The sequence below is a fragment of the Telluria sp. LT2P80 genome (genome assembly GCF_059685955.1).
Genome location: NZ_JCASIO010000007.1, coordinates 153,724 through 173,305 on the forward strand (window position 1 = coordinate 153,724; position 19,582 = coordinate 173,305).

Genomic DNA, 19,582 nt, shown 5'->3' on the forward strand with positions numbered 1-19,582 from the left:
AGGAGGACGCCATATGCCTGATCCGATCAAGCGTGCTGAAAAAGTTTTTATTGACGAGCTAAGTTGCCAGGCGACGAGCACAGTGCAGTGGTTTCTGGAGAAGCGCAGCAAGACCCACCCGATCACCCACAACAACGAACTCAAGGTGTTTGTATGCGGTGAAAAAGCGTTTATCGATATCGCAGCGCACATCAAGGCTGCAAAAAAATCAATCGATATCTGTTGTTGGGGGTTCGATCCCGGTATGGAATTGGTACGTAATGCAGGGACATGGCCGCGTGGTGAAACATATGGTGATTTACTGATTGCGGCGGGCAAAAGGCACGTGAGCGTCCGTTTGCTTGTCTGGTACAGCAAGCTTGGCAGCCCGCTTGCCATGAACATGCCCGGATATTCGCATGGTACACATCCGTGGCGCTGTATCACCGGCGGTAACGAAGCTGACAGGATCGGGGCACCCCGAAGCCTTGCTTTGGCTAAAGAAGCTTTCAGAAAACCCAAATTCACACTGTTTGCATCGGGCTCACCGCTGCGGGGAATGGGCACACCGCAGCCCGCCAACCCGGATTCGATACCATCAATCGCGCGGGAAGAATACTGTCATGGCTGGTACGAGGCGGCGTTCTCGGGCCTTTTCCAGGGGATCAAAATCCTCACCCGCCCCGGAGACGCAGCTGCGATAAAGGCGAACTTGATCGATGAAAAATATCAACCTGATGGCCTCGACAAATGGGAGGTCGAGCGACATGGCATGGTGTGGGTTGGCACCCACCACCAGAAAACAATTCTCATCGATTACGACTTCAATGCTGGCGCCGAAGCAGTAGGCTATGTGAAAGGCCTGAACTCGGTCACAGACTACTGGGATACCGAAGAGCATCTTCTGGAGAATCCGAAACGCGAGGCCAGTGGTGCACGCGAAGTCACTGAAGCAGTTCAGGTTGATGCAGGTGCCAAGGCAGATGCCGGCTTCAACACCTTCAAACCATATCGGGACTATGCGTGTCGCATCAAAGGTGGTGCACTTGCCAGTGTGCAAGCGAACTTTATCCGCGCCTGGGACCGGGCTGGCGGCGATACGCGCTTTGATCACACCGAGATACCCTCTGCCCTGCAGCGCGAGGGTGCGCCAGGCGCAAATTCATCAGTCCAGATCATTCGCACCCAGCCCGATGAAAAGGACAAAACCGCCAAGGAAATGTACTTTGTCGCCACCGACGTGGCCGCAGCAGCGACCGGTTATCTCTACATCGAAAACCAGTACTTCCAATATCAGGAATGGTCGGAACGTTTGATACAGGCGCGCAAGAACGTCATGGCACGGTGGAAGGCCGCCGCAGCCAAGGGCTGCAGGACCAAGGGCGACATGCCACTACTGCACGTATTTGTCGTTATCCCCGTTCCAGAACGTGACCAGATGGTCCCAAGAACCTATGACGCGCTTGCCGTGCTTGGCCAGCAGAGCGGCATGACTGGGCAGTCGACATTCATCGAGCAGGAAAACAAGAAAACGTACACGGGCGTGATGTGCGACGAGATGGGGAACTCGACCGGTGCCCTGTACACAAAGCGGGCGGTTGTGGAATTCGCAAATGACATCGACAAGCCGAGCGTTGATGCGCTGGAAAAGAAATACGGTCTGAAGGTGGCGGTGGCGATGTTGCAAACATCTGCGCTGGACAAAGGCCGCATGCGTTATCGCGAAATCTATATTCACTCAAAACTGTTGCTGGTGGATGACAGCTTTTTCAGTCTGGGCAGTGCTAATTTAAATCAACGCAGTATGGCGGTTGATAGTGAGATTAATCTGGCGACGAATGATGCAAACAAGGCGGCGGATTTGCGACAGAAAATTTGGGGGAAATTAAGTGGCGGAACGGTTAAAGGGAAAAGTGGTTCACCAAGTGACATTGCCAAGGCATTCTTTGACTGGATGGAGATCATGAAACAAAACGTCATACGAAAAGAAGGTTCAGAAAGCCTGAATGGGTTCCTGCTACCTCTCCGAGACAACCGTAGCGCCACGCAACGTTTGGGCTAACTGTGAGGACGCATTTACTTCGCAAGCTGTTCTTCATTCTGCTGACAGCGATCTTATTGTTTTGCTCTTTCAGGGGATATAGCGTGATACATGATCAATACAAAACTAGCCATGATTTTCCGCGCAATGAAGAGCTACCTCTTTTTAATCCACATAGATCCAATTTCAAGTGCGAGATAGAAACGACCAAAGTTCCGCCTGTTGATGCACAGGCCGAAAAATGGTTCTTAGAAGCGCAGGCACTGGACGACCCTGATACTTGGGAAGAGGACCGAAACTACAAAAAAATTGTTCAGTTAACACGTCAGGCTGCGGAGCGGCGCCACTGGAAAGCTATGCTCAACTTGGCTAGTCTCTATCTTGAGCATCGTGATCCACCGCATGGGGAAATAGACGCGCTTGCGTTGGTCGAACAGGCGATGCGACTCGGTATCCCCGCCGCCTACGACCGGATGGGTACTTATTACATGAACAATGTTGGTGTAAATCAGGACTCAACTAAAGCCCACGCATTCTGGCAAAAGGCAGCAGAGATGGGTAATCCACAGGCAATGGCCTATCTGGGCAATATGACCTCGGCAACATGGGATAGCCCGATCGATGGATTCTGGGCCAACATCCCGGTTGCAACCAAGATGCTGGAGTGTGCGTTGCTTCAAGGCTATGGCCCTGCTGCATATAAATTAGCAAACCTTCGAGGGAAACCACGTGCACCAAACGGTAAAATCTCAGGGCCACGAACAGCTGAGACTAAAGCGCTAGCACTAACGACTTTGCACGGCGGAGTTAGGCTCGGCTGCTCTGATTGCGCGCGAAGTCTGTCCGTCGAGTTCCGCAACCCACACGACTTAGCCGATATGTTCGTTCCGCATCTCGATCAAGCCCGGTCCGAGCGCTATGCTGTACTTCACAATGCTCTTGAGCTGAATCCCTTGCTGCGTTTTCCCAACCTCGATAAGGTGCTTCCCTTACCGCCTTCACCGCTGTCGCCGTGGGATGGCGACAAAAGAACCCTCATCGATGCCGCGAAAGGCGTGACAAGTTTACCCTCCGAGCTAAAATCAAGCGCTGCCTCTCAACGGCAAGGCCGGTACTACCTTGATGCCACATATGATTTGATCCCGAGCGAAGACAATGCAAGGGGAACCGAAGCGCCATTCGCAGGATACTGGCAAGCCACTGCGCCATCCGAGTCAGCGCAGGTGCAGACTCGGCTCAAAGACATTCCGCCAGGCCTGTATCAGCCGGGAGAGGCGTTCGACCTGCCGCGATATCCGCAAGGAATGGGGAGCAGAGCCATCCCGGAGCTAACGTGGCAGCGTTTCCTCACAGTCCGCCACGACCATGGCGTAGTCAACCCCGTGGCCGCTACCGGCATGACGCGCGAAGTCATACGCACACAACCGCAACGGTCCTGCAATGCGCTCAAGACGTGTCCGGTCACTGGCACCTGGCAACCTTGGCTTTCAACAGAACACCCACTGCATCAAGTCGTGAACCAACCGTGGCGCCAGGCCTGGGTGGTCGCCGAGCAACCGTTTCCGCAGTTTTTAGATGGCAGCTACCTTCCCTTCGATCCGGATGAGCTGACATGGCATCTGATGGACAGCGCTGCACCAAACCTGGGTTGACCGGGAAAGCTTCCACCTCTCAACGAGACATCGAGCTGGCAATGACATTACCTCTGCTTCGCAAGATCGCATACGGCCTGCTGACGGTGGTTTTCCTGGTCTGCTCTTTTAACGCGATAAGCATTGTACGAGACCAATACAAGGCCACCCAAGCCCTGCCCCGCAACGAAAAACTGCCCCTCTTTAATCCGCACCGCCCTAGCTTCACTTGCCAGATCGAAGCAACCAAAGTGCCGCCCATTGATGCACAAGCCGAATTATGGTTCCAGGAAGCCAAGTCGCTGGACGATCCTGATGCATGGGAAGAGGACCGCGACTATAAAAGAATTGTTCAGTTGACGCGTCAAGCTGCGGAGCGTCATCACTGGAAAGCGATGCTCAACTTGGCCAGCCTTTATCTCGAAAATCGTGATCCACCTCATGGCGAAGCAGAAGCGCTCGCTCTGGTCGAGCAGGCGATGCAGCTCGGCATCCCTGCAGCCTATGATCGAATGGGAACCTTTTACTTGAATAGTGTTGGCGTGGCTGGTGACGCTACCAAGGCATATGCATTCTGGCAAAAGGCGGCCGAAATGGGTAATCCACATGCGATGGCATATCTGGGCGACATGATGGCTGCAACGTGGGATAGTCCAAACGATGGGTTTTGGGCAAATATTCCGGTTGCGACGAAGATGCTGGAATGCTCTCTCGCTCAGGAATATGGTCCTGCCGCGTATAGTCTGTTCTATATTCAAGCATGGCCACGTGCAGGTGACGGAAAAATTTCAGCGTCGCGAACATCTGATACCAAGGCTTTAGCACTTAAGACTCTACACACGGGAGTAAAATTCGGTTGCCGATTGCGCGCGAGATTTGTTGATAGAGTTTCAAGACCCGGACGATTTGGCTGACATGCTCGTGCCATATCTCGATCAAGCCCGATCTGAGCGCTATGCCGTATTTCACAACGCCCTCAATCTCAATCCGTTGCTTCGTTTCCCCAACCTCGACAAAGTACTCCCCTTACCGCCCGCACCGCTCTCGCCGTGGGATGGCGACAAACAGATGCTCATTGATGCCGCGAAAGGCGTGACAAGCCGACCCTCGGAGCCAAAATCAAGCGCTGCCTCTCAACGGTAAGGCCAGCACTACCTTGATGTCGCATATGACTTGATTACGAGCGAAGACAAAGCAAGGTGAACCGAAACGTCATTCGCAGAAAACCAGCCCGGAGAAGCGTTCGACCTGCAGCGATATCCGCAACGAATGGGGAGCAGAGCCATCCCTTCGCTCTGTCGAGGAAGTGACCGCCATGTTGCAAGACCTTGCCCAATCGTGGCGGCACTGGGCAAGAACCCGATTCCAGATTCTCACTTTGCACACCATAAGGAGCAGTCATGAAACACGTGGGCCGCGGCGTCATTCGCCTCAACGATATGACCGATCATGGCGGAAAGGTCATCGCCGTGTCTTCTGGAACCATTGTCATGGGAGTCGAGGCGGCGCTGTCCGCCGACATGACTTTTTGCCCAAAATGCAAAGGTAATTTCGCGATCAAACCCGACGGCAGTGGCGCGCGGCACAAAGGCAAGCCATATGCATACGATGGTGACTCAACAGCGTGCGGTGCTCATTTGATAGCGTCCATAAAATAGGCGCGTTGGCGGTCAACAAAAGCTGAAGACGTTTATCTGCCAGCACTGAAAGTGCATCGACGCACGCAAGGACTGGATGTAAGGACGTCGATCCTGCGCTGCCCTGAACAACATTCAACTTAAGACAGCAACATCGACAAATACGCCGACAAGAAGCTGGGGCAGAAATCTACTCGCCTTGATATTGGGCGGCCTTGATAATCCCATGCTGCCGCAGTCTGGCCAGCACCTTACCCACACCATCATCAACCGAAGCCGCAGCCGCAGCACTATCAACAACCACCTCAGCCGCCTCCGGCGCCTCATACGGCGATGAAATCCCCGTAAACTCCGCCAGCAGCCCTGCCCGCGCCCGCCGGTACAACCCTTTCGGATCGCGCGCCTCGCACACCGTCAGCGGGCAGCGGCAATACACTTCGATGAACTGCGGCGCCAGCACCAGCGCGCGCACGCGGGCGCGGTCGGCGCGCATGGGCGAAATGGCCGAGACGATGACGATCTGGCCCGCCTGACAGAACAGGTGCGCCACTTCGCCGATGCGGCGAATGTTTTCGGAACGTTCAGGGAGAGAAAAACCGAGATCGGCGCACAGCCCATTGCGGACCTTGTCGCCATCGAGCGCGAATACTTGGCAGCCCAGGTCGAACAGCGTGCGTTGAAGTGCGTCGGCCAGCGTGGTCTTGCCGGCGCCGGACAGGCCGGTGATCCAGACCACGGCGCCGCCGTGGCCGGCCCGCTGGCGCCGTTCCTCGTCGCGAATGGACAGGGACGGCGCCAGGGGTGTCATCGCGGTTTAGACGACGATGGTTTGCGCTTCGCCGTCGGCGCGGGCGCGGATTTCGCCGATGCGATACACGGTCTCTCCAGCCGCTTCGAGCTGGGCGAAGGCGGCGTCGGCGTTCTCTTTCGAGACGATGACGGTCATGCCGATGCCGCAGTTGAACACGCGGTGCATTTCGGCGTCAGCCACGCCGCCGTGCTGCTGCAGCCACTGGAACAGCGGCGGCATCGTCCACGACGAACCATCCAGCACGGCCGTCAGGTGATCCTGCAGCACGCGCGGGATGTTCTCGACCAGGCCGCCGCCGGTGATGTGGACCAGGCCCTTGACTTCCATCGACGCCATCAGCGCCAGCAGCGGCTTGACGTACAGGCGGGTTGGCGCCATCAGCACGTCGGCCAGCTTGCGGCCGTGGAAGTCGCCGTCGAGGTCGGGCTTGGCCACTTCGATGATCTTGCGCACCAGCGAGTAACCGTTGGAGTGGATGCCCGACGAGGCCAGGCCCAGCACCACGTCGCCCGGCACGATCTTGCTGCCGTCGATGATCTGCGATTTTTCGACCGCGCCGACGGCGAAGCCGGCCAGGTCGTATTCGCCGTCCGGGTACATGCCCGGCATTTCGGCGGTTTCGCCGCCCAGCAGCGCGCAGCCCGACTGTTCGCAGCCCAGGGCGATGCCCTTGACCACGGCGGTGGCGGTGGCCACGTCCAGCTTGCCGCAGGCGAAGTAGTCGAGGAAGAACAGCGGCTCGGCGCCCTGGACCAGGATGTCGTTGACGCTCATGGCCACCAGGTCAATGCCGACGGTGTCGTGGCGGTTCAGCTCGAACGCCAGGCGCAGCTTGGTGCCCACGCCGTCGGTGCCCGAGACCAGGACTGGCTCCTTGAACTTCTTGCTGATTTCGAACAGACCGCCGAAGCCGCCGATGCCGCCCAGTACGCCCTCACGCATGGTGCGCTTGGCAAGTGGCTTGATCGCTTCGACCAGCGCGTCGCCGGCATCGATATCAACACCCGCATCGCGGTAGGAGAGAGAAACATTAGATGGTTGGTTCATGGTATTTGGCAGCGGAGGCGGTAAAATAGGAGGCGACCGGCGAAACTGGTCAATCCACTATTTTAGCAAAACGGCTTCCCCTGTATTCCTTTTATGGGCCGACCGCCGCCGTTTAACGTACATAACAACGAAAACTTATCCTTACTGGCATGCCCATTCCTCCATCTTCCGGCATGAATCGGCCCTCGCGATGAAACAGCTGGTGCTCGATTTAGGCGCCGAACCGGCCCAGAGCCTCGACACCTTCCAGGTCGGGGCCAATGCCGAGCTGACGCACCTGATGCACCTGTTCGCCGAGCGCAGCTCGCGCGAGCATTTCGCCTATCTGTGGGGCGACACCGGCGCCGGCAAGACCCACCTGCTGCAGGGCCTGGCTGCCAGCCCGGGCGCGCGCTACATCCCGTTCGATGCGCCGGCCAGCCAGTTCGTGCATGCCGCCGGCACCACGCTGTACCTGCTCGACGACTGCCATCGCCTCAGTGCCCGGCGCCAGATCGATGCGTTTGCACTGTTCAACCAGATCCGCGAACACGGCGCCTACATGGTCTGCACCGGCCCCGTGCCGCCGGCAGTGCTGCAGGTGCGCGAAGACCTGCGTACGCGCATGGGCTGGGGCCTGGTGTACCAGATCCACGGCCTGTCCGACGACCAGAAGATCGAAGCGCTGACGCACGCCGCCGAGGCGCGCGGTTTGACGCTGTCGGCCAGCGTGTTACCCTATTTGTTGTCTCATTTCAAACGCGACATGCGTTCCCTGTCGACGATGCTCGATGCGCTTGACCAGTATTCGCTTGAAACCCAGCGGCCGGTCACGCTGCCGCTGCTGCGCGACCTGCTGTTGCAAGAAAACCTGCCGCTCGAATCCAAAGAATGAAAAACCTCGCCCTGTTTGACCTCGACCACACGCTGCTGCCGATCGACTCCGATCACGAATGGGGCGAATTTCTGGCGCGGGTCGGCGCGGTCGATGGCGACGCCTACCGTGCCCGCAACGACGCCTTCTTCGCCCAGTACAATGCCGGCGTGCTGGATCCGGTCGAGTACCTCGAATTCGCGCTCGGCACCCTGGCGGCGTTCCCGCGCGCGGAACTCGACGCACTGTATGCGCGCTATATGCGCGAAGTGATCGAGCCGGCCATCACGCCGCAGGCCATCCAGCTCGTGCGCGATCACCAGGAAGCCGGCGATCTGGTGGCGATCATCACCGCCACCAACCACTTCATCACGGCGCCGATCGCGGCAGCCTTCGGCGTCGAGCACCACATCGCCGCGATGCCCGAATTCGACGCGGCCGGCATGCTCACCGGGCGCCTGGCCGGCACGCCGACATCGGGCCCCGGCAAGGTCGTTCACATGCACGCCTGGCTTGAACGCCTGGGGCAGCCGTTCGACAGCTTCGGGCGCAGCTACTTCTACAGCGATTCGCACAACGACATCCCGCTGCTGTCGATCGTGTCTCACCCGGTCGCCACCAATCCCGGCAAGGCGCTCGCAAGCCACGCGCGCGAACAGGGCTGGCCAACCATCCAACTATTCAATGATTAAAACCTTCATCCGTAAAATCCTGGGTGTGAAAGACCAGCGCGACCCGACCGAGCCGGTCATCCTCGGCCCCGACGAACATGGCATCGACCCACGCAGCGTGTCATCCAACGCGATCCGCGTGACGCAGGCGCTGCAGGAAGCCGGCTACCAGGCCTTCGTCGTCGGCGGCGCCGTGCGCGACATGCTGCTGGGCGTCAAACCCAAAGACTTCGACATCGCCACCGACGCTACGCCCGAGCAGGTGAAAAAACTGTTTCGGCGCGCCTTCATCATCGGCCGGCGCTTCCAGATCGTGCACGTGATGTTCGGCCAGGACCTGCTCGAAGTGACCACCTTCCGCGGCAACGGCAGCGACAACGCGCCGAAGGACGAACATGGCCGCGTCCTGCGCGACAACAGCTTCGGCCCGCAGCACGAAGACGCGGCGCGCCGTGACTTCACCATCAATGCCCTGTACTACGACCCGGCCAGCCAGCAGGTGCTCGATTACCACGGCGGCATGGAAGACATCCGCAACAAGCTGCTGCGCATCATCGGCGTGCCCGAAGAACGCTACCGCGAAGACCCGGTGCGCATGCTGCGCGTGGTGCGCTTCGCGGCCAAGCTGGGCTTCTCGATCGAGCAGGTCACGCTGGCGCCGATCCCCGTCATGGCCCCGCTGATCGACAACGTGCCGGCCGCGCGCGTGTTCGACGAGATGCTCAAGCTGCTCATGTCCGGTCACGCGCTGGCATGCCTGCAGCAACTGCGCTCGGCCGGCCTGCACCACGGCCTGCTGCCGCTGCTGGATGTCGTGCTCGAACAGCCGATCGGCATGAAGTTCGTCACGCTGGCGCTCGAATCCACTGACAACCGCATCAAGGCCGGCAAGGGTGTCTCGCCGGGCTTCCTGTTTGCGTCGCTGCTGTGGCATCAGGTGCTCGAGAAGTGGACGGCCTATGTCGCCGGCGGCGAGTCGCCGATCCCTGCCCTGCACCTGGCGGCCGACGACGTGCTCGAAACGCAGACCGAGAACCTGGCCCTGCAGCGCCGCATCGCCACCGACATGCGCGACATCTGGGCCATGCAGCCGCGCTTCGAGCGCCGCGCCGGCCGCGCGCCGTACAAGCTCCTTGAACACCCGCGCTTCCGCGCCGGCTACGACTTCCTGCTGCTGCGCTGCGAATCGGGTGAACTCGACATGGAAATCGGCGACTGGTGGACCGATTTCTATGCCGCCGAAGGCGGCGACCGCGAGCGCCTGGTCGAAGTGGCCGTCTCGCGCGAGCGCGAAGGTGGCCCGGCCAAGAAGCGCCGGCCACGGCGCGCGCCGCGCAAGAGCGGCGGCGAAGGCGATGTCGGCGGCGCCGTGCATGCGCCGGACCCTGACGATGGCCTGACCGCCGAAGACCGGGCCCGCGACGCTGCCTATGCGGCGCACGAAGAAGCCAAGTACCGGGCCATGCGCGGCAAATGATCGCCTATATCGGCATCGGTGCGAACCTGGGCGACGCGCGTGGCAATGTGCTCGATGCGCTCGCGCGCCTGGCGCGCATGGACGGCGGCATGCTGCTGCACACGTCCAGCATGTACCGCACCGCCCCGATCGACTCGAGCGGCGACGATTACATCAACGCCGTGGCCTGCCTGGATACGTCACTTGGCGCGCACGAACTGCTGGCGGCGCTGCAAGCCATCGAACAGGCCCATGGCCGCGAGCGCCCGTACCACAACGCCCCGCGCACGCTCGACCTCGACCTGCTGCTGTACGGTGACGAGACGATCGCCACCGACACCTTGAGCGTGCCGCATCCGCGCATGCACGAACGTGCATTCGTGATCGCGCCGCTGCTGGAAATCGCGCCGGATATCGTCATTCCCGGCCACGGCGCTGCGCGCGACTTCGCGCAACTGGTGGCCGGCCAGACGATCGCCAAACTCGACTGATACCCGGGCGTCAGTCGCAGCGCGCCAGTTGTGACCTTGAGGCCACGGCGCCCACTTTGATGAAGTACCAGGAGTTCTTGTGACGCTGCTGCATACACTGACCCATCCTGGCGTCTCGCTCGAAGGTACCATCTTCGAACGGCAGGCCGTGCGCGCCATCATCCTGCGCGGCCGCGGCATTTTGCTGCTGTATACCCGTCGGTACGATGACTACAGCTTCCCGGGTGGCGGGCTGGATGCGGGCGAAGACCCAATCGACGGCCTGCGCCGCGAACTGCTGGAAGAAACGGGCGCCGCCAATGTTACCGTCGAGGGTTATGTCGGCTATCTCGACGAGCATCGCCCGCCGCTGAAAAGTGGCTACGACGTGCTATTCATGCGCTCGCACTTCTATCTGTGCCGCGTTGACGGCGAATTGGGCGCGACCTCGCCCGAAGCGTACGAGGTGGCCAACGGCATGGTGCCGCGCTGGATCGATATCGACGCCGCCATCGAACACAACGAGCGGATACTGGGTACCAAGCCGGCGCACATGGGGTTGTCGATTGCGCGTGAAACGTGGATGCTCAGGTATGCGCTGGCCATGCTGGCGGCAGGCGCTGCTGTGGGCGAACAATAAAGTTCGACGCAAGCCCTGCTATGAGGCGAACGATGTCGACATGCTGGGCATGCAGATAAAGTTTGACGCAACCTGCTGGTTACTTCGCCCTATTCGACCGGTGGCTTTCGCCTCACAGCGAACATCCACAATTTCCGCTGTATCTGACGACGACGTTACGTGCAAAGGGCACTGAAGTTCCCTGAAACAGCGCTTTTAGCTGATTAAGGACCAGCCTCTTGCTTTCGCTGCCTACAGGTGGACAGCCCGTCCAGCCAACATGCCCGACCATGCCCCAAGAAGGGTAACCATAGAGGCAAGCAGCAATGGCGTTGACCATCCGCCAAAGACATCATGTAGGCCACCCAATATCATTGGGCCTACAGCTGCCATCAAATAACCAACGCACTGCGCCATGCCTGACAGCGCAGCCGCATCTCTGGCATTGACGGTACGAAGACCGATAAAGGTCAGGCCCAATATCATGCTGGCGCCACAGCCAAATCCCAGCAAGACAGCCCATAGCAATGCCAGCGACGGCGCTAACATCAATCCCATCAATGAGATGGCAGACATCGAGCTGGCGATCACGGCAGCGGCGCGCTGATCGTTCATGCGGCGCAGTATCGCTGCCATCAGCAAGCCAGGCACCGCAGTGGCCAATTGTAGCGTTCCGTGCAGCGAGCCCGCAGCGGTTGCCGATATGCCATGCTCCATCAAAATCGTCGGCAGCCAGGCCACAGCGATATAGAACGGCATCGCATTAAGACCCATAAACAGGCTGACTTGCCAGGCAAGTGGCGAGCGCCAGACTGCGACGCCTGGGGCTTGATGCTTGGCGGTACCTACGGCCTTGCCTTGTTTGTTCCATTGCGGGAGCCATGCCAACAAAGCTACCAGCGGAACGATGACGAACATCGCCAGCGCAGCGCGCCAGCCCCATGCTTGTGTAAGCGGAATGACGGCCGCAGAGCCGATAGCGCCAGCAGCCCCCATGGTGATGGAATACGCACCCGTCAGGGAGACGAGATGCGCCGGAAAATCGCGCTTGATGAGACTAGGCAGTAGGACGTTTCCCAGTGCAATGCCGGCGCCGATAAAGACAGTCCCGCTGTACAAAGTCCAGATACTGCCGCCGGAACGGATGACGACGCCAGCAGCAATGACGCCCAGTGCGCCCAGTAGGGTACGTTCCAGACCGAAACGCGCTGCGATGGATGCAGCGAAAGGGGAAAATGCTGCGAAGGCGAGTAAGGGCAACGAGGTCAACAAGCCGACAGCGGTGGTGCTGAGGCTGAAGTCATGCTGTATCCAGGGCAGCACGGGAGCGACACCGGTAAAAGGCACCCGCAGGTTCATGGCAACGAGCAATATTGCTGCTATCAGCGATACGGTTGCCCAATTATTATTTTTAGTCAATGTCTTCATATCTCTTCACGTCGAAAAAATATGACTTTAAAGAACAAGCAATCGCTTTAATATAGATAAACTGACAGACTATATCTAAATTATGCCAACACCCCGATTATTGGCCAGATCCCCGGAAGATTTCGATTCCGATTCTTTCGAGCAGGTTGCCGTGGCGCTCGAACTTGAGTCACAGCAAAACGGCGTTGAGCATGAGGCACACCAGCATCGCAAGGGACAGCTCATTCTGGCTCTGCAGGGGGCCGTCACCTGCGAAGTGGCTGAAGCCCTGTGGCTGGTGCCCCCACAACATGCAGTCTGGATACCGAGCGAGATTGCCCACAGCTGTCGCGCGACGGGAAATGCCCACATCTTCTTTCTGTTTATCGAACCGGGTGCGACCGTAATGCCGGACAGATGCTGCACTGTCGCCATTACACCCGTAGTGAGGGAGATAATTTGCTATGTCGCTAAACAGGAACCCACGGCGTCAACAGATGGGCCTATCGCTCGGCTGATCGCAGTATTGCTGGAGCAGTTGTCACAGGCGCCAGTCGAACAATTGCATTTACCGATGTCTGACCATCCGAAAATCAGGCGCATCTCCAACACGCTGATTGCCAATCCTGGTGATCGCACCACCCTGCGCCAATGGGCTGATCTGCTCGCTATGAGTGAGCGGTCGTTGGCACGGCTGGTCGAACATACAACAGGATTAACGTTTGGCCGATGGCGTCAGCAACTGCACCTGATGATCGCACTGAGTCAGCTGGCGGAAGGCCAGTCTGTACAAAATGTGGCAGGCACCCTCGGCTACGACTCCGTCAACGCCTTTATCACGATGTTCAAAAAGGCGCTAGGAAAATCCCCGACTCAGTATTTTTCATCGTTGCTGTAGATGCGTGATATTTTCCCTGCCCTTCCTGGGCTTCGATGAGTCCGGGTAAAGGTCGGCTTTTGACCGAAGCGGAAGGTCAGGCTGACATCGCCGCCGTTCAAATTTTCCCGATCTGCCGGTCAATCGCCTTGAGCGCCCGCTCGTTACGCTCGCTGTACCGGTCGGTCAGGTAATCGCTGCGGCCACGAGTCAGCAGCGTGAACTTGACCAGCTCCTCCATCACGTCCACCACGCGGTCGTAATAGGCCGAGGGCCGCATCCGGCCTTCGTCATCGAATTCCTTGTACGCCATCGGTACCGACGACTGGTTCGGAATCGTGATCATGCGCATCCAGCGCCCCAGCAGGCGCAGCGTGTTGACCACGTTGAACGATTGCGAACCACCGCAGACCTGCATCACGGCCAGCGTCCGGCCCTGGCTCGGGCGCACGGCGCCCTGCTCCAGCGGGATCCAGTCGATCTGGTTCTTCATCACGCCGGTCACCGTGCCGTGGCGCTCCGGGCTGCACCAGACCTGGCCTTCCGACCACAGGCACAGCTCGCGCAGTTCGACGACTTTCGGGTGCATCTCCGGCACGCTGCCCACCATCGGCAAGGTCATCGGGTCGAAGATTTTCACCTCGGCGCCGAAGTGCTCGAGAATGCGCGCGGCCTCGAAGGTGAGAAAGCGGCTGAACGAGCGTTCGCGCAGCGAACCGTACAGCAGCAGGATGCGTGGCGGGTGATTCATGTCGCCCACTGGCTCGAGCTTGTCAACGGTCGGCATGTCCAGCAGCTCGGGCCGGATATTCGGCAGGTTCGGGATGGTGTCATTCATGGCGGGTAGCCTTTCTTAGCTCAGGCGCAGCGCAAGCGCGCACAGGGTAACGAACAGGACCGGAAGCGTCAGCACGATACCCACCCGGAAATAGTAGCCCCACGAGATCCGGATATCCTTCGCCGCCAGCACATGCAGCCATAGCAGGGTGGCCAGGCTGCCGATCGGGGTGATTTTCGGGCCGAGGTCGGCGCCGATGACGTTCGCATACACCATCGTCTCGCGCACCACGCCGCTGGTCGTGGTGGCGTCGATGGCCAGGAGGCCCACCAGCACCGACGGCAGATTGTTCATGATCGAGGACAGGATCGCCGTGATGAAGCCGGTGCCGAGCGCGGCGCCCCAGACACCGTATTGCGCGCACCAGTTCAACAGCTCGGTCAGATACACCGTCAGCCCGGCGTTCCTCAGGCCATACACGACCAGGTACATGCCGAGCGAAAAGATCACGATCTGCCACGGCGCATCGCGCAGCACGGCGCGTGTGGAGATGCGGTGCCCGCGCGCGGCCACGGCCAGCAGGAGTGCTGCGCCGGCCGCCGCCACGGCGCTGATCGGTACGCCCATGTCGTCAAGCCAGAAGAACCCCACCAGCAGGATCCCCAGCACCCACCAGCCGGTGATGAAGGTTGCCCGATCATGGATGGCGTCGCCTGGATCCTTCAATTGCGCCATGTCGTAGTTCGCCGGAATGTCCTTGCGGAAGAACCAGATGAGTGCGCCAAGCGTTGCCGCCACGGCGACCAGATTGACCGGCACCATCACCGACGCGTAGCGGGAGAAGCTGATGCCGAAGTAGTCGGCCGAGACGATGTTGACGAGATTCGACACGACCAGCGGCAGGCTGGCCGTATCGGCGATGAAGCCGGCCGCCATGACGAAGGCCAGCGTTGCCTTGGGCGTGAAGCGCAGCGCCAGCAGCATCGCGATCACGATGGGCGTCAGGATCAGGGCTGCGCCATCGTTGGCAAACAGGGCCGACACGGCTGCGCCCAGCAGCACGAGCAGGATGAACAGGCGCAGGCCATTGCCCTTGCCCCAGCGCGCAACGTGCAGGGCCGCCCACTCGAAGAAGCCCGCCTTGTCCAGCAGCAGGCTGATGATGATGATGGCGACGAACGCACCCGTCGCATTCCAGACGATGCCCCACACCACCGGGATGTCGGCGACGTGGATGACACCGGTCAGCAGCGCGACCGCAGCGCCGGCAGTGGCGCTCCAGCCGATGCCCAGCCCACGGGGCTGCCAGATGACGAGAACGAGTGTTGCGAGAAAAATCAGCGATGCGATCAGCACGAAGGGTCCTAGTGAACAGGTCAATCAAATACAGCCTCGGCAGTGCCGGATGCCGTTCAGGGCAACAGGGTGCCGATGCGGTCGAGCTCTGCCTTGAACCGGTTGCGGTCAGCTTGCAGTTCTTCCAGCGGCAGGGCCAGGAAGGCCTGCGTGCGGGCCAGGATGATGGCATAAGTACGCTCGAACGCCGCTTCGATTTGTTCGTCGGTACCGACGACGTGGCCCGGGTCATCCAGGCCCCAGTGCGTGCGCAGGACCGGGCCCAGATAGGCAGGACAGGTCTCGCCGGCCGCGCTGCCGCAGACGGTCACGACGATATCGGGCGTGACCGGCAAGTTGTCCCACGACTTGCTGTAATAGCCCTCGGTCGAGATGCCCTTGCGGTGCAGGAGCGCGACAGCGCGCGGATGCAGCGTGCCCGTTGGCTGGCTGCCGGCGCTGATTGCCTTGAACCCCTCGGGCGCCAGATGGTTGAAAGTGCCCTCGCTGAGGACGGAGCGGCACGAATTGCCGGTGCAGAGAAAGAGAATGTTCATGGGATGGTTGGTCTGGTGAGGGGTTATGTGCAGCGTCAGTTTGGTTTGCATGGCTCGCCAGCGGCCGCGTCGCACGGCACGCCACCGCAGCAGTTCTCGGTCAAAAAGCCGACCAGGCCATTCATCGTCGCGATGTTGGCCGAATAGATCACGAAGCGCCCGTCCTGCCGTGACGACAGCAAATCTGCGTGCGACAGCTCTTTCAGGTGAAACGACAGCGCCGAAGGCTGCACATCGAGGTGTTCGGCAATCCGGCTGGCCGCCAGCCCCGCCGGTCCCACCTGGACCAGCAGCCGGAAAATCGCAAGGCGGCTCCCCTGCGACAACGCTGACAGGGCGGCAAGTGTGGCTTTGGTATCCATGGTGTTCCCGATTGATGCATTACAAGATATAAGAATGATAGCCGAACGGTACAACAATTCAAAGAATATTGAAGTATTTTGACGGCTTGATGACATGGGGGTGGCCGTGTCAGGAAAGGCAGGCTGCAGTAGAATGCGCGCTGACCGCAGCTTCACAGGCGCCGCATTACACTAGGCGCCAGGACGTATTGTTTTAAAGGATTTCTCATGAGTGGATATTTGCAGGGTAACGAGATGACGGCTGGCGCAGGTGCACCCACGCCCGCCGCTGTGCCCGCGCCCGCGGCCCCCGTACCGGCAACCCCGAAAGCCGTCACCGTGCCATCACTGCTGGCCATGCGCGCAGCCGGCAACAAGATCGCGATGCTGACCTGCTACGACGCCAGCTTCGCGTCGCTGATGGACCGCTGCGGCGTCGAGATCCTGCTGATCGGCGATTCGCTGGGCATGGTCTGCGCCGGTCACGATTCGACGCTGCCGGTGACGGTGGCCGACATGGTCTATCACACGGCCTCGGTCGCACGCGGCAACAAGCACGCACTGGTGCTGGCCGACATGCCGTTCGGCGCCTACGGCAACCCGCAACAAGCTTATGACAGCGCCGTGCAGCTGATGCGCGCCGGCGCGCAGATGATCAAGATCGAAGGCGGCGCCTGGCTGGCCGACACCGTGCGCCTGCTGGTGGAACGGGGCATTCCGGTGTGCGCGCACATTGGCCTGACGCCGCAGTTTGTGCACCAGCTGGGTGGTTTCCGCGTGCAGGGCAAGACCGACGCCGGCGCCGACAGCCTCAAGAACGATGCGCTGGCGCTCCAGGCGGCCGGCGCGGCGCTGATCCTCATCGAGGCGGTGCCGGCGGCGCTGGGCAAGGAAGTCACCGAGCTGCTGTCGGTGCCGACGATCGGCATCGGCGCCGGCCCCGATTGCTCGGGCCAGGTGCTGGTGATGCACGACCTGCTGGGCGTGTTCCCGGGCCGCAAGGCGCGCTTCGTGAAGAACTTCATGGACGGCCAGACCAGCATCGACGCAGCCGTCACGAGCTACGTCGCAGCCGTGAAGGATGGCAGCTTCCCGGCCGTCGAGCACTGCTTCTGATCTACGCGACGCCCTAGCGCCTGATAATACGGGCGCTCAGGGCGATCACGAGGCCCGACAGCGACAGCCCGCCCAGCGCCACCATGATGCTCGAGTGCATGGCGACCCAGCCCAGCACCGGCGGCGCGAGCAGCAAACCACCGTAGCCGAGCGTGGCCACCGCCGCCACGCCATTCCCGGCGCTCATGCCGGGGATGCGCGCGGCGGCCCCGAACAGCAGCGGCACCACGTTCGCCGCGCCCAGTCCCACCAGCGCAAAACCTACCGCTGACAGCACGAAGTGCGTGCTGGCCACTGCCAGTGCCAGCCCGGCGAACATCGCCAGGCCGCCGATGACCATGATGCGCAGCGCGCCGAAGCGCACGATCAGCCGGTCGCCGGCGAAGCGGCACGCCGCCATCGCAATCGAAAACGCCGAGAAGCCCAGCGCCGCCGATGCCGGCGTGGCGCCAGTGCGTTCTTCCATCAGCAAGGCGCTCCAGTCGACCAGCGCGCCTTCGACCGCAAAGCACAGCAGCGCCAGCAGGCCCAGACTCAATGCCGCGCCGCGCGGCAGCGAGAAGTGACTGCCCGCGCCGTGCGTGGCTGCAAAGCCCATCACGCGCGGCGCGGACAGCGCCAGCACGACCGCCGTGACCACGCCGACCATCAGCGCGCCCTGCCCATGGCCCAGGCCCTGCCCGACCAGCAACCCGCCGATGCCGGCGCCAAACAGGCCGCCAAGACTGAAGAAGCCGTGAAACGACGACATCGTCGGCAAGCCGCGCGCGGTTTCGACTTCACTCGCGTTGGCGTTCATCGCCACGTCCAGCGCGCCATTGCTGACGCCGAACAGGAACGCGGCGATGAAGAGCAGCGGCAGACTCGGCGCGCCCATGATCAGCGGCGTCATCGTTGCAAACGCAAAGCCCGAGAGCAGCACCATGCGGCGCGTGCCCCAGCGGCCGGTCAGGCCGCCCATCAGCGGCATCGCCAGCAACGCGCCGGCGGCGACGGTCAGCAGCACCATGCTCAGCATGCCGGTATCGATCCCCATGCGCGCCTGCACGGTTGGCACGTGCGCGGCCCACAGGCCGATGCCGGCGCCATTAAGAAGAAACACGGTGGAGATCGCCCAGCGCGCCGCGTCGATGCTGCGTGGATTGGCGGTAGTGACAGGATTCATGCGGCAGCCTTTGTGGTCATGGTGATGTCGAGCGCCGGATGATGCTGGCGCAGCAGGGCAATGCTGGCGGCGGGTGCGTCGTGCTCCAGCACCAGATGGTCGATCTCTGACAGCGCGCCGAACAGGAACGCCGCGCTGTCGTCGAAGCGTTCGTTGAGCGCCCCGACCGCGTGGCGCGTGCTGGCGGCGAACATCGCGCGTTTGAGCGCTGTTTCTTCGGGGTCGGAGGCACTCACGCCACGCGCGGGATCGAGGCCGCAGACGCCGACGAGCGCCAGATCGAGCCGCAGGCGTGCCACCTCGGCCAGCGTGGCTGCGCCAACCGTCGCCCCGAGCGCGGGATGGTAAGTGCCGCCCAGCAGCACGATGCGGGTACGCTGGAACGCGCCCAGTGCCAGCGCGATCTGCGGGCTGTTGGTGACGATCGTCGCGGCGCAGCCGTCGTCGAGCAGGCGCGCCAGCGCCAGGTGCGTCGAACCGGCGTCGATCAGGACGGTGTCGCCGGGCCGGATACAGGCGCGCAGACCATGCGCCAGTGCGGTCTTGCGCGGCAGGTCGGTGGTCGCACGCTCGCTGAAGCTGGGCTCCGGTTGACGCCGGATCGCGCCGCCATGCACGCGGCGCAGCAGGCCGGCTGCATCGAGTTCGCGCAGGTCGCGCCGGATCGTATCTTCCGAGGTTGCCAGGCGTGTGGCCAGTTCTGCCGCCAGTACCCTGCCCTCGCGCTCGACCGCATCGACGATGGCATCGCGCCGTTCTTCGGCTAATTGCATGGCGTTCTCCTTGTTCTA

General features: G+C 60.9%; 21 protein-coding genes. 12 read left to right on the plus strand and 9 right to left on the minus strand.

The features are described from left to right. Positions 1 to 13 precede the first annotated feature (13 nt). From AC56LW_RS18100 to AC56LW_RS18120, 5 genes are all read left to right on the plus strand, one after another. The gene (locus tag AC56LW_RS18100; protein WP_499636569.1) at positions 14 to 2,041 is read left to right on the plus strand and encodes a phospholipase D-like domain-containing protein; all 2,028 of its coding nucleotides are present in this window, start codon (positions 14 to 16) and stop codon (positions 2,039 to 2,041) included. Between the two features lie 2 nt (positions 2,042 to 2,043). Next, entirely contained in the window at positions 2,044 to 3,672 is a 1,629-nt protein-coding gene (locus AC56LW_RS18105) for a tetratricopeptide repeat protein (protein WP_499636571.1), read from the plus strand. Positions 3,673 to 3,713: 41 nt separating this feature from the next. Further along, positions 3,714 to 4,565 (plus strand): tetratricopeptide repeat protein, encoded by an 852-nt coding sequence (locus tag AC56LW_RS18110; RefSeq protein ID WP_499636573.1) that lies wholly within the window; start codon positions 3,714 to 3,716, stop codon positions 4,563 to 4,565. A gap of 1 nt (position 4,566) precedes the next feature. Beyond that, positions 4,567 to 4,794, plus strand: a complete 228-nt coding sequence (locus AC56LW_RS18115; protein WP_499636758.1) for a DUF6396 domain-containing protein — start codon at positions 4,567 to 4,569, stop codon at positions 4,792 to 4,794. Positions 4,795 to 5,051: 257 nt separating this feature from the next. Next, positions 5,052 to 5,309, plus strand: coding sequence for a PAAR domain-containing protein (locus tag AC56LW_RS18120; protein WP_499636575.1), 258 nt, complete (start codon positions 5,052 to 5,054; stop codon positions 5,307 to 5,309). A gap of 169 nt (positions 5,310 to 5,478) precedes the next feature. Here the strand turns inward: AC56LW_RS18120 and cysC are convergent, their stop codons facing one another. Together cysC and purM are read right to left on the minus strand one after the other, a co-directional pair. Further along, positions 5,479 to 6,096, minus strand: coding sequence for an adenylyl-sulfate kinase (gene cysC, locus AC56LW_RS18125; protein WP_499636577.1), 618 nt, complete (start codon positions 6,094 to 6,096; stop codon positions 5,479 to 5,481). 6 nt (positions 6,097 to 6,102) lie between these two features. Next, positions 6,103 to 7,146 (minus strand): phosphoribosylformylglycinamidine cyclo-ligase, encoded by a 1,044-nt coding sequence (gene purM / locus AC56LW_RS18130; RefSeq protein ID WP_258835832.1) that lies wholly within the window; start codon positions 7,144 to 7,146, stop codon positions 6,103 to 6,105. A gap of 190 nt (positions 7,147 to 7,336) precedes the next feature. Here purM and hda point away from each other — a divergent pair, with 190 nt between their 5' ends. The 5 genes from hda to AC56LW_RS18155 all read left to right on the plus strand — a co-directional run bounded on the left by hda (position 7,337) and on the right by AC56LW_RS18155 (position 11,236). After that, positions 7,337 to 8,020 (plus strand): DnaA regulatory inactivator Hda, encoded by a 684-nt coding sequence (gene hda / locus AC56LW_RS18135; RefSeq protein ID WP_183556114.1) that lies wholly within the window; start codon positions 7,337 to 7,339, stop codon positions 8,018 to 8,020. Further along, on the plus strand, positions 8,017 to 8,691 hold the full coding sequence (locus AC56LW_RS18140; RefSeq protein WP_499581660.1) for an HAD family hydrolase: 675 nt from the start codon (positions 8,017 to 8,019) through the stop codon (positions 8,689 to 8,691). Before hda ends, AC56LW_RS18140 begins: the two co-directional genes overlap by 4 nt. Continuing rightward, entirely contained in the window at positions 8,684 to 10,147 is a 1,464-nt protein-coding gene (pcnB, locus tag AC56LW_RS18145; protein WP_499636579.1) for a polynucleotide adenylyltransferase PcnB, read from the plus strand. Before AC56LW_RS18140 ends, pcnB begins: the two co-directional genes overlap by 8 nt. Beyond that, positions 10,144 to 10,617 (plus strand): 2-amino-4-hydroxy-6-hydroxymethyldihydropteridine diphosphokinase, encoded by a 474-nt coding sequence (gene folK, locus AC56LW_RS18150; protein ID WP_499561343.1) that lies wholly within the window; start codon positions 10,144 to 10,146, stop codon positions 10,615 to 10,617. Before pcnB ends, folK begins: the two co-directional genes overlap by 4 nt. A gap of 79 nt (positions 10,618 to 10,696) precedes the next feature. Further along, positions 10,697 to 11,236, plus strand: a complete 540-nt coding sequence (locus AC56LW_RS18155; protein WP_499636581.1) for an NUDIX hydrolase — start codon at positions 10,697 to 10,699, stop codon at positions 11,234 to 11,236. Between the two features lie 231 nt (positions 11,237 to 11,467). Here AC56LW_RS18155 and AC56LW_RS18160 read toward each other — a convergent pair whose 3' ends face one another. Continuing rightward, the gene (locus AC56LW_RS18160) at positions 11,468 to 12,643 is read right to left on the minus strand and encodes an MFS transporter (protein WP_499636583.1); all 1,176 of its coding nucleotides are present in this window, start codon (positions 12,641 to 12,643) and stop codon (positions 11,468 to 11,470) included. Between the two features lie 151 nt (positions 12,644 to 12,794). Between AC56LW_RS18160 and AC56LW_RS18165 the strand changes: the two genes are divergently transcribed. After that, positions 12,795 to 13,520 (plus strand): AraC family transcriptional regulator, encoded by a 726-nt coding sequence (locus AC56LW_RS18165; protein ID WP_499636585.1) that lies wholly within the window; start codon positions 12,795 to 12,797, stop codon positions 13,518 to 13,520. A gap of 97 nt (positions 13,521 to 13,617) precedes the next feature. Here the strand turns inward: AC56LW_RS18165 and arsH are convergent, their stop codons facing one another. The 4 genes from arsH to AC56LW_RS18185 are packed head-to-tail and all read right to left on the minus strand — an operon-like array spanning position 13,618 to position 16,531. After that, on the minus strand, positions 13,618 to 14,337 hold the full coding sequence (gene arsH / locus AC56LW_RS18170; protein WP_499636587.1) for an arsenical resistance protein ArsH: 720 nt from the start codon (positions 14,335 to 14,337) through the stop codon (positions 13,618 to 13,620). 15 nt (positions 14,338 to 14,352) lie between these two features. Further along, positions 14,353 to 15,633 (minus strand): arsenic transporter, encoded by a 1,281-nt coding sequence (locus tag AC56LW_RS18175; protein ID WP_499636588.1) that lies wholly within the window; start codon positions 15,631 to 15,633, stop codon positions 14,353 to 14,355. Positions 15,634 to 15,689: 56 nt separating this feature from the next. Further along, a complete protein-coding gene (locus AC56LW_RS18180) occupies positions 15,690 to 16,169 on the minus strand; it encodes an arsenate reductase ArsC (protein WP_499636590.1) in 480 nt (159 codons plus the stop codon). A 35-nt stretch (positions 16,170 to 16,204) separates the two neighbouring features. Further along, positions 16,205 to 16,531 (minus strand): ArsR/SmtB family transcription factor, encoded by a 327-nt coding sequence (locus tag AC56LW_RS18185; RefSeq protein WP_332532762.1) that lies wholly within the window; start codon positions 16,529 to 16,531, stop codon positions 16,205 to 16,207. A 207-nt stretch (positions 16,532 to 16,738) separates the two neighbouring features. Between AC56LW_RS18185 and panB the strand changes: the two genes are divergently transcribed. Further along, positions 16,739 to 17,626, plus strand: coding sequence for a 3-methyl-2-oxobutanoate hydroxymethyltransferase (gene panB / locus AC56LW_RS18190; protein WP_499636592.1), 888 nt, complete (start codon positions 16,739 to 16,741; stop codon positions 17,624 to 17,626). A 13-nt stretch (positions 17,627 to 17,639) separates the two neighbouring features. On the opposite strand, the gene AC56LW_RS18195 is transcribed toward panB, so the two are convergent. Then, positions 17,640 to 18,791 (minus strand): MFS transporter, encoded by a 1,152-nt coding sequence (locus AC56LW_RS18195; RefSeq protein WP_499636594.1) that lies wholly within the window; start codon positions 18,789 to 18,791, stop codon positions 17,640 to 17,642. Then, the gene (locus AC56LW_RS18200) at positions 18,788 to 19,564 is read right to left on the minus strand and encodes a DeoR/GlpR family DNA-binding transcription regulator (protein ID WP_499636596.1); all 777 of its coding nucleotides are present in this window, start codon (positions 19,562 to 19,564) and stop codon (positions 18,788 to 18,790) included. The genes AC56LW_RS18195 and AC56LW_RS18200 overlap by 4 nt, the downstream gene beginning before the upstream one ends. Between the last annotated feature and the right edge of the window lie 18 nt (positions 19,565 to 19,582).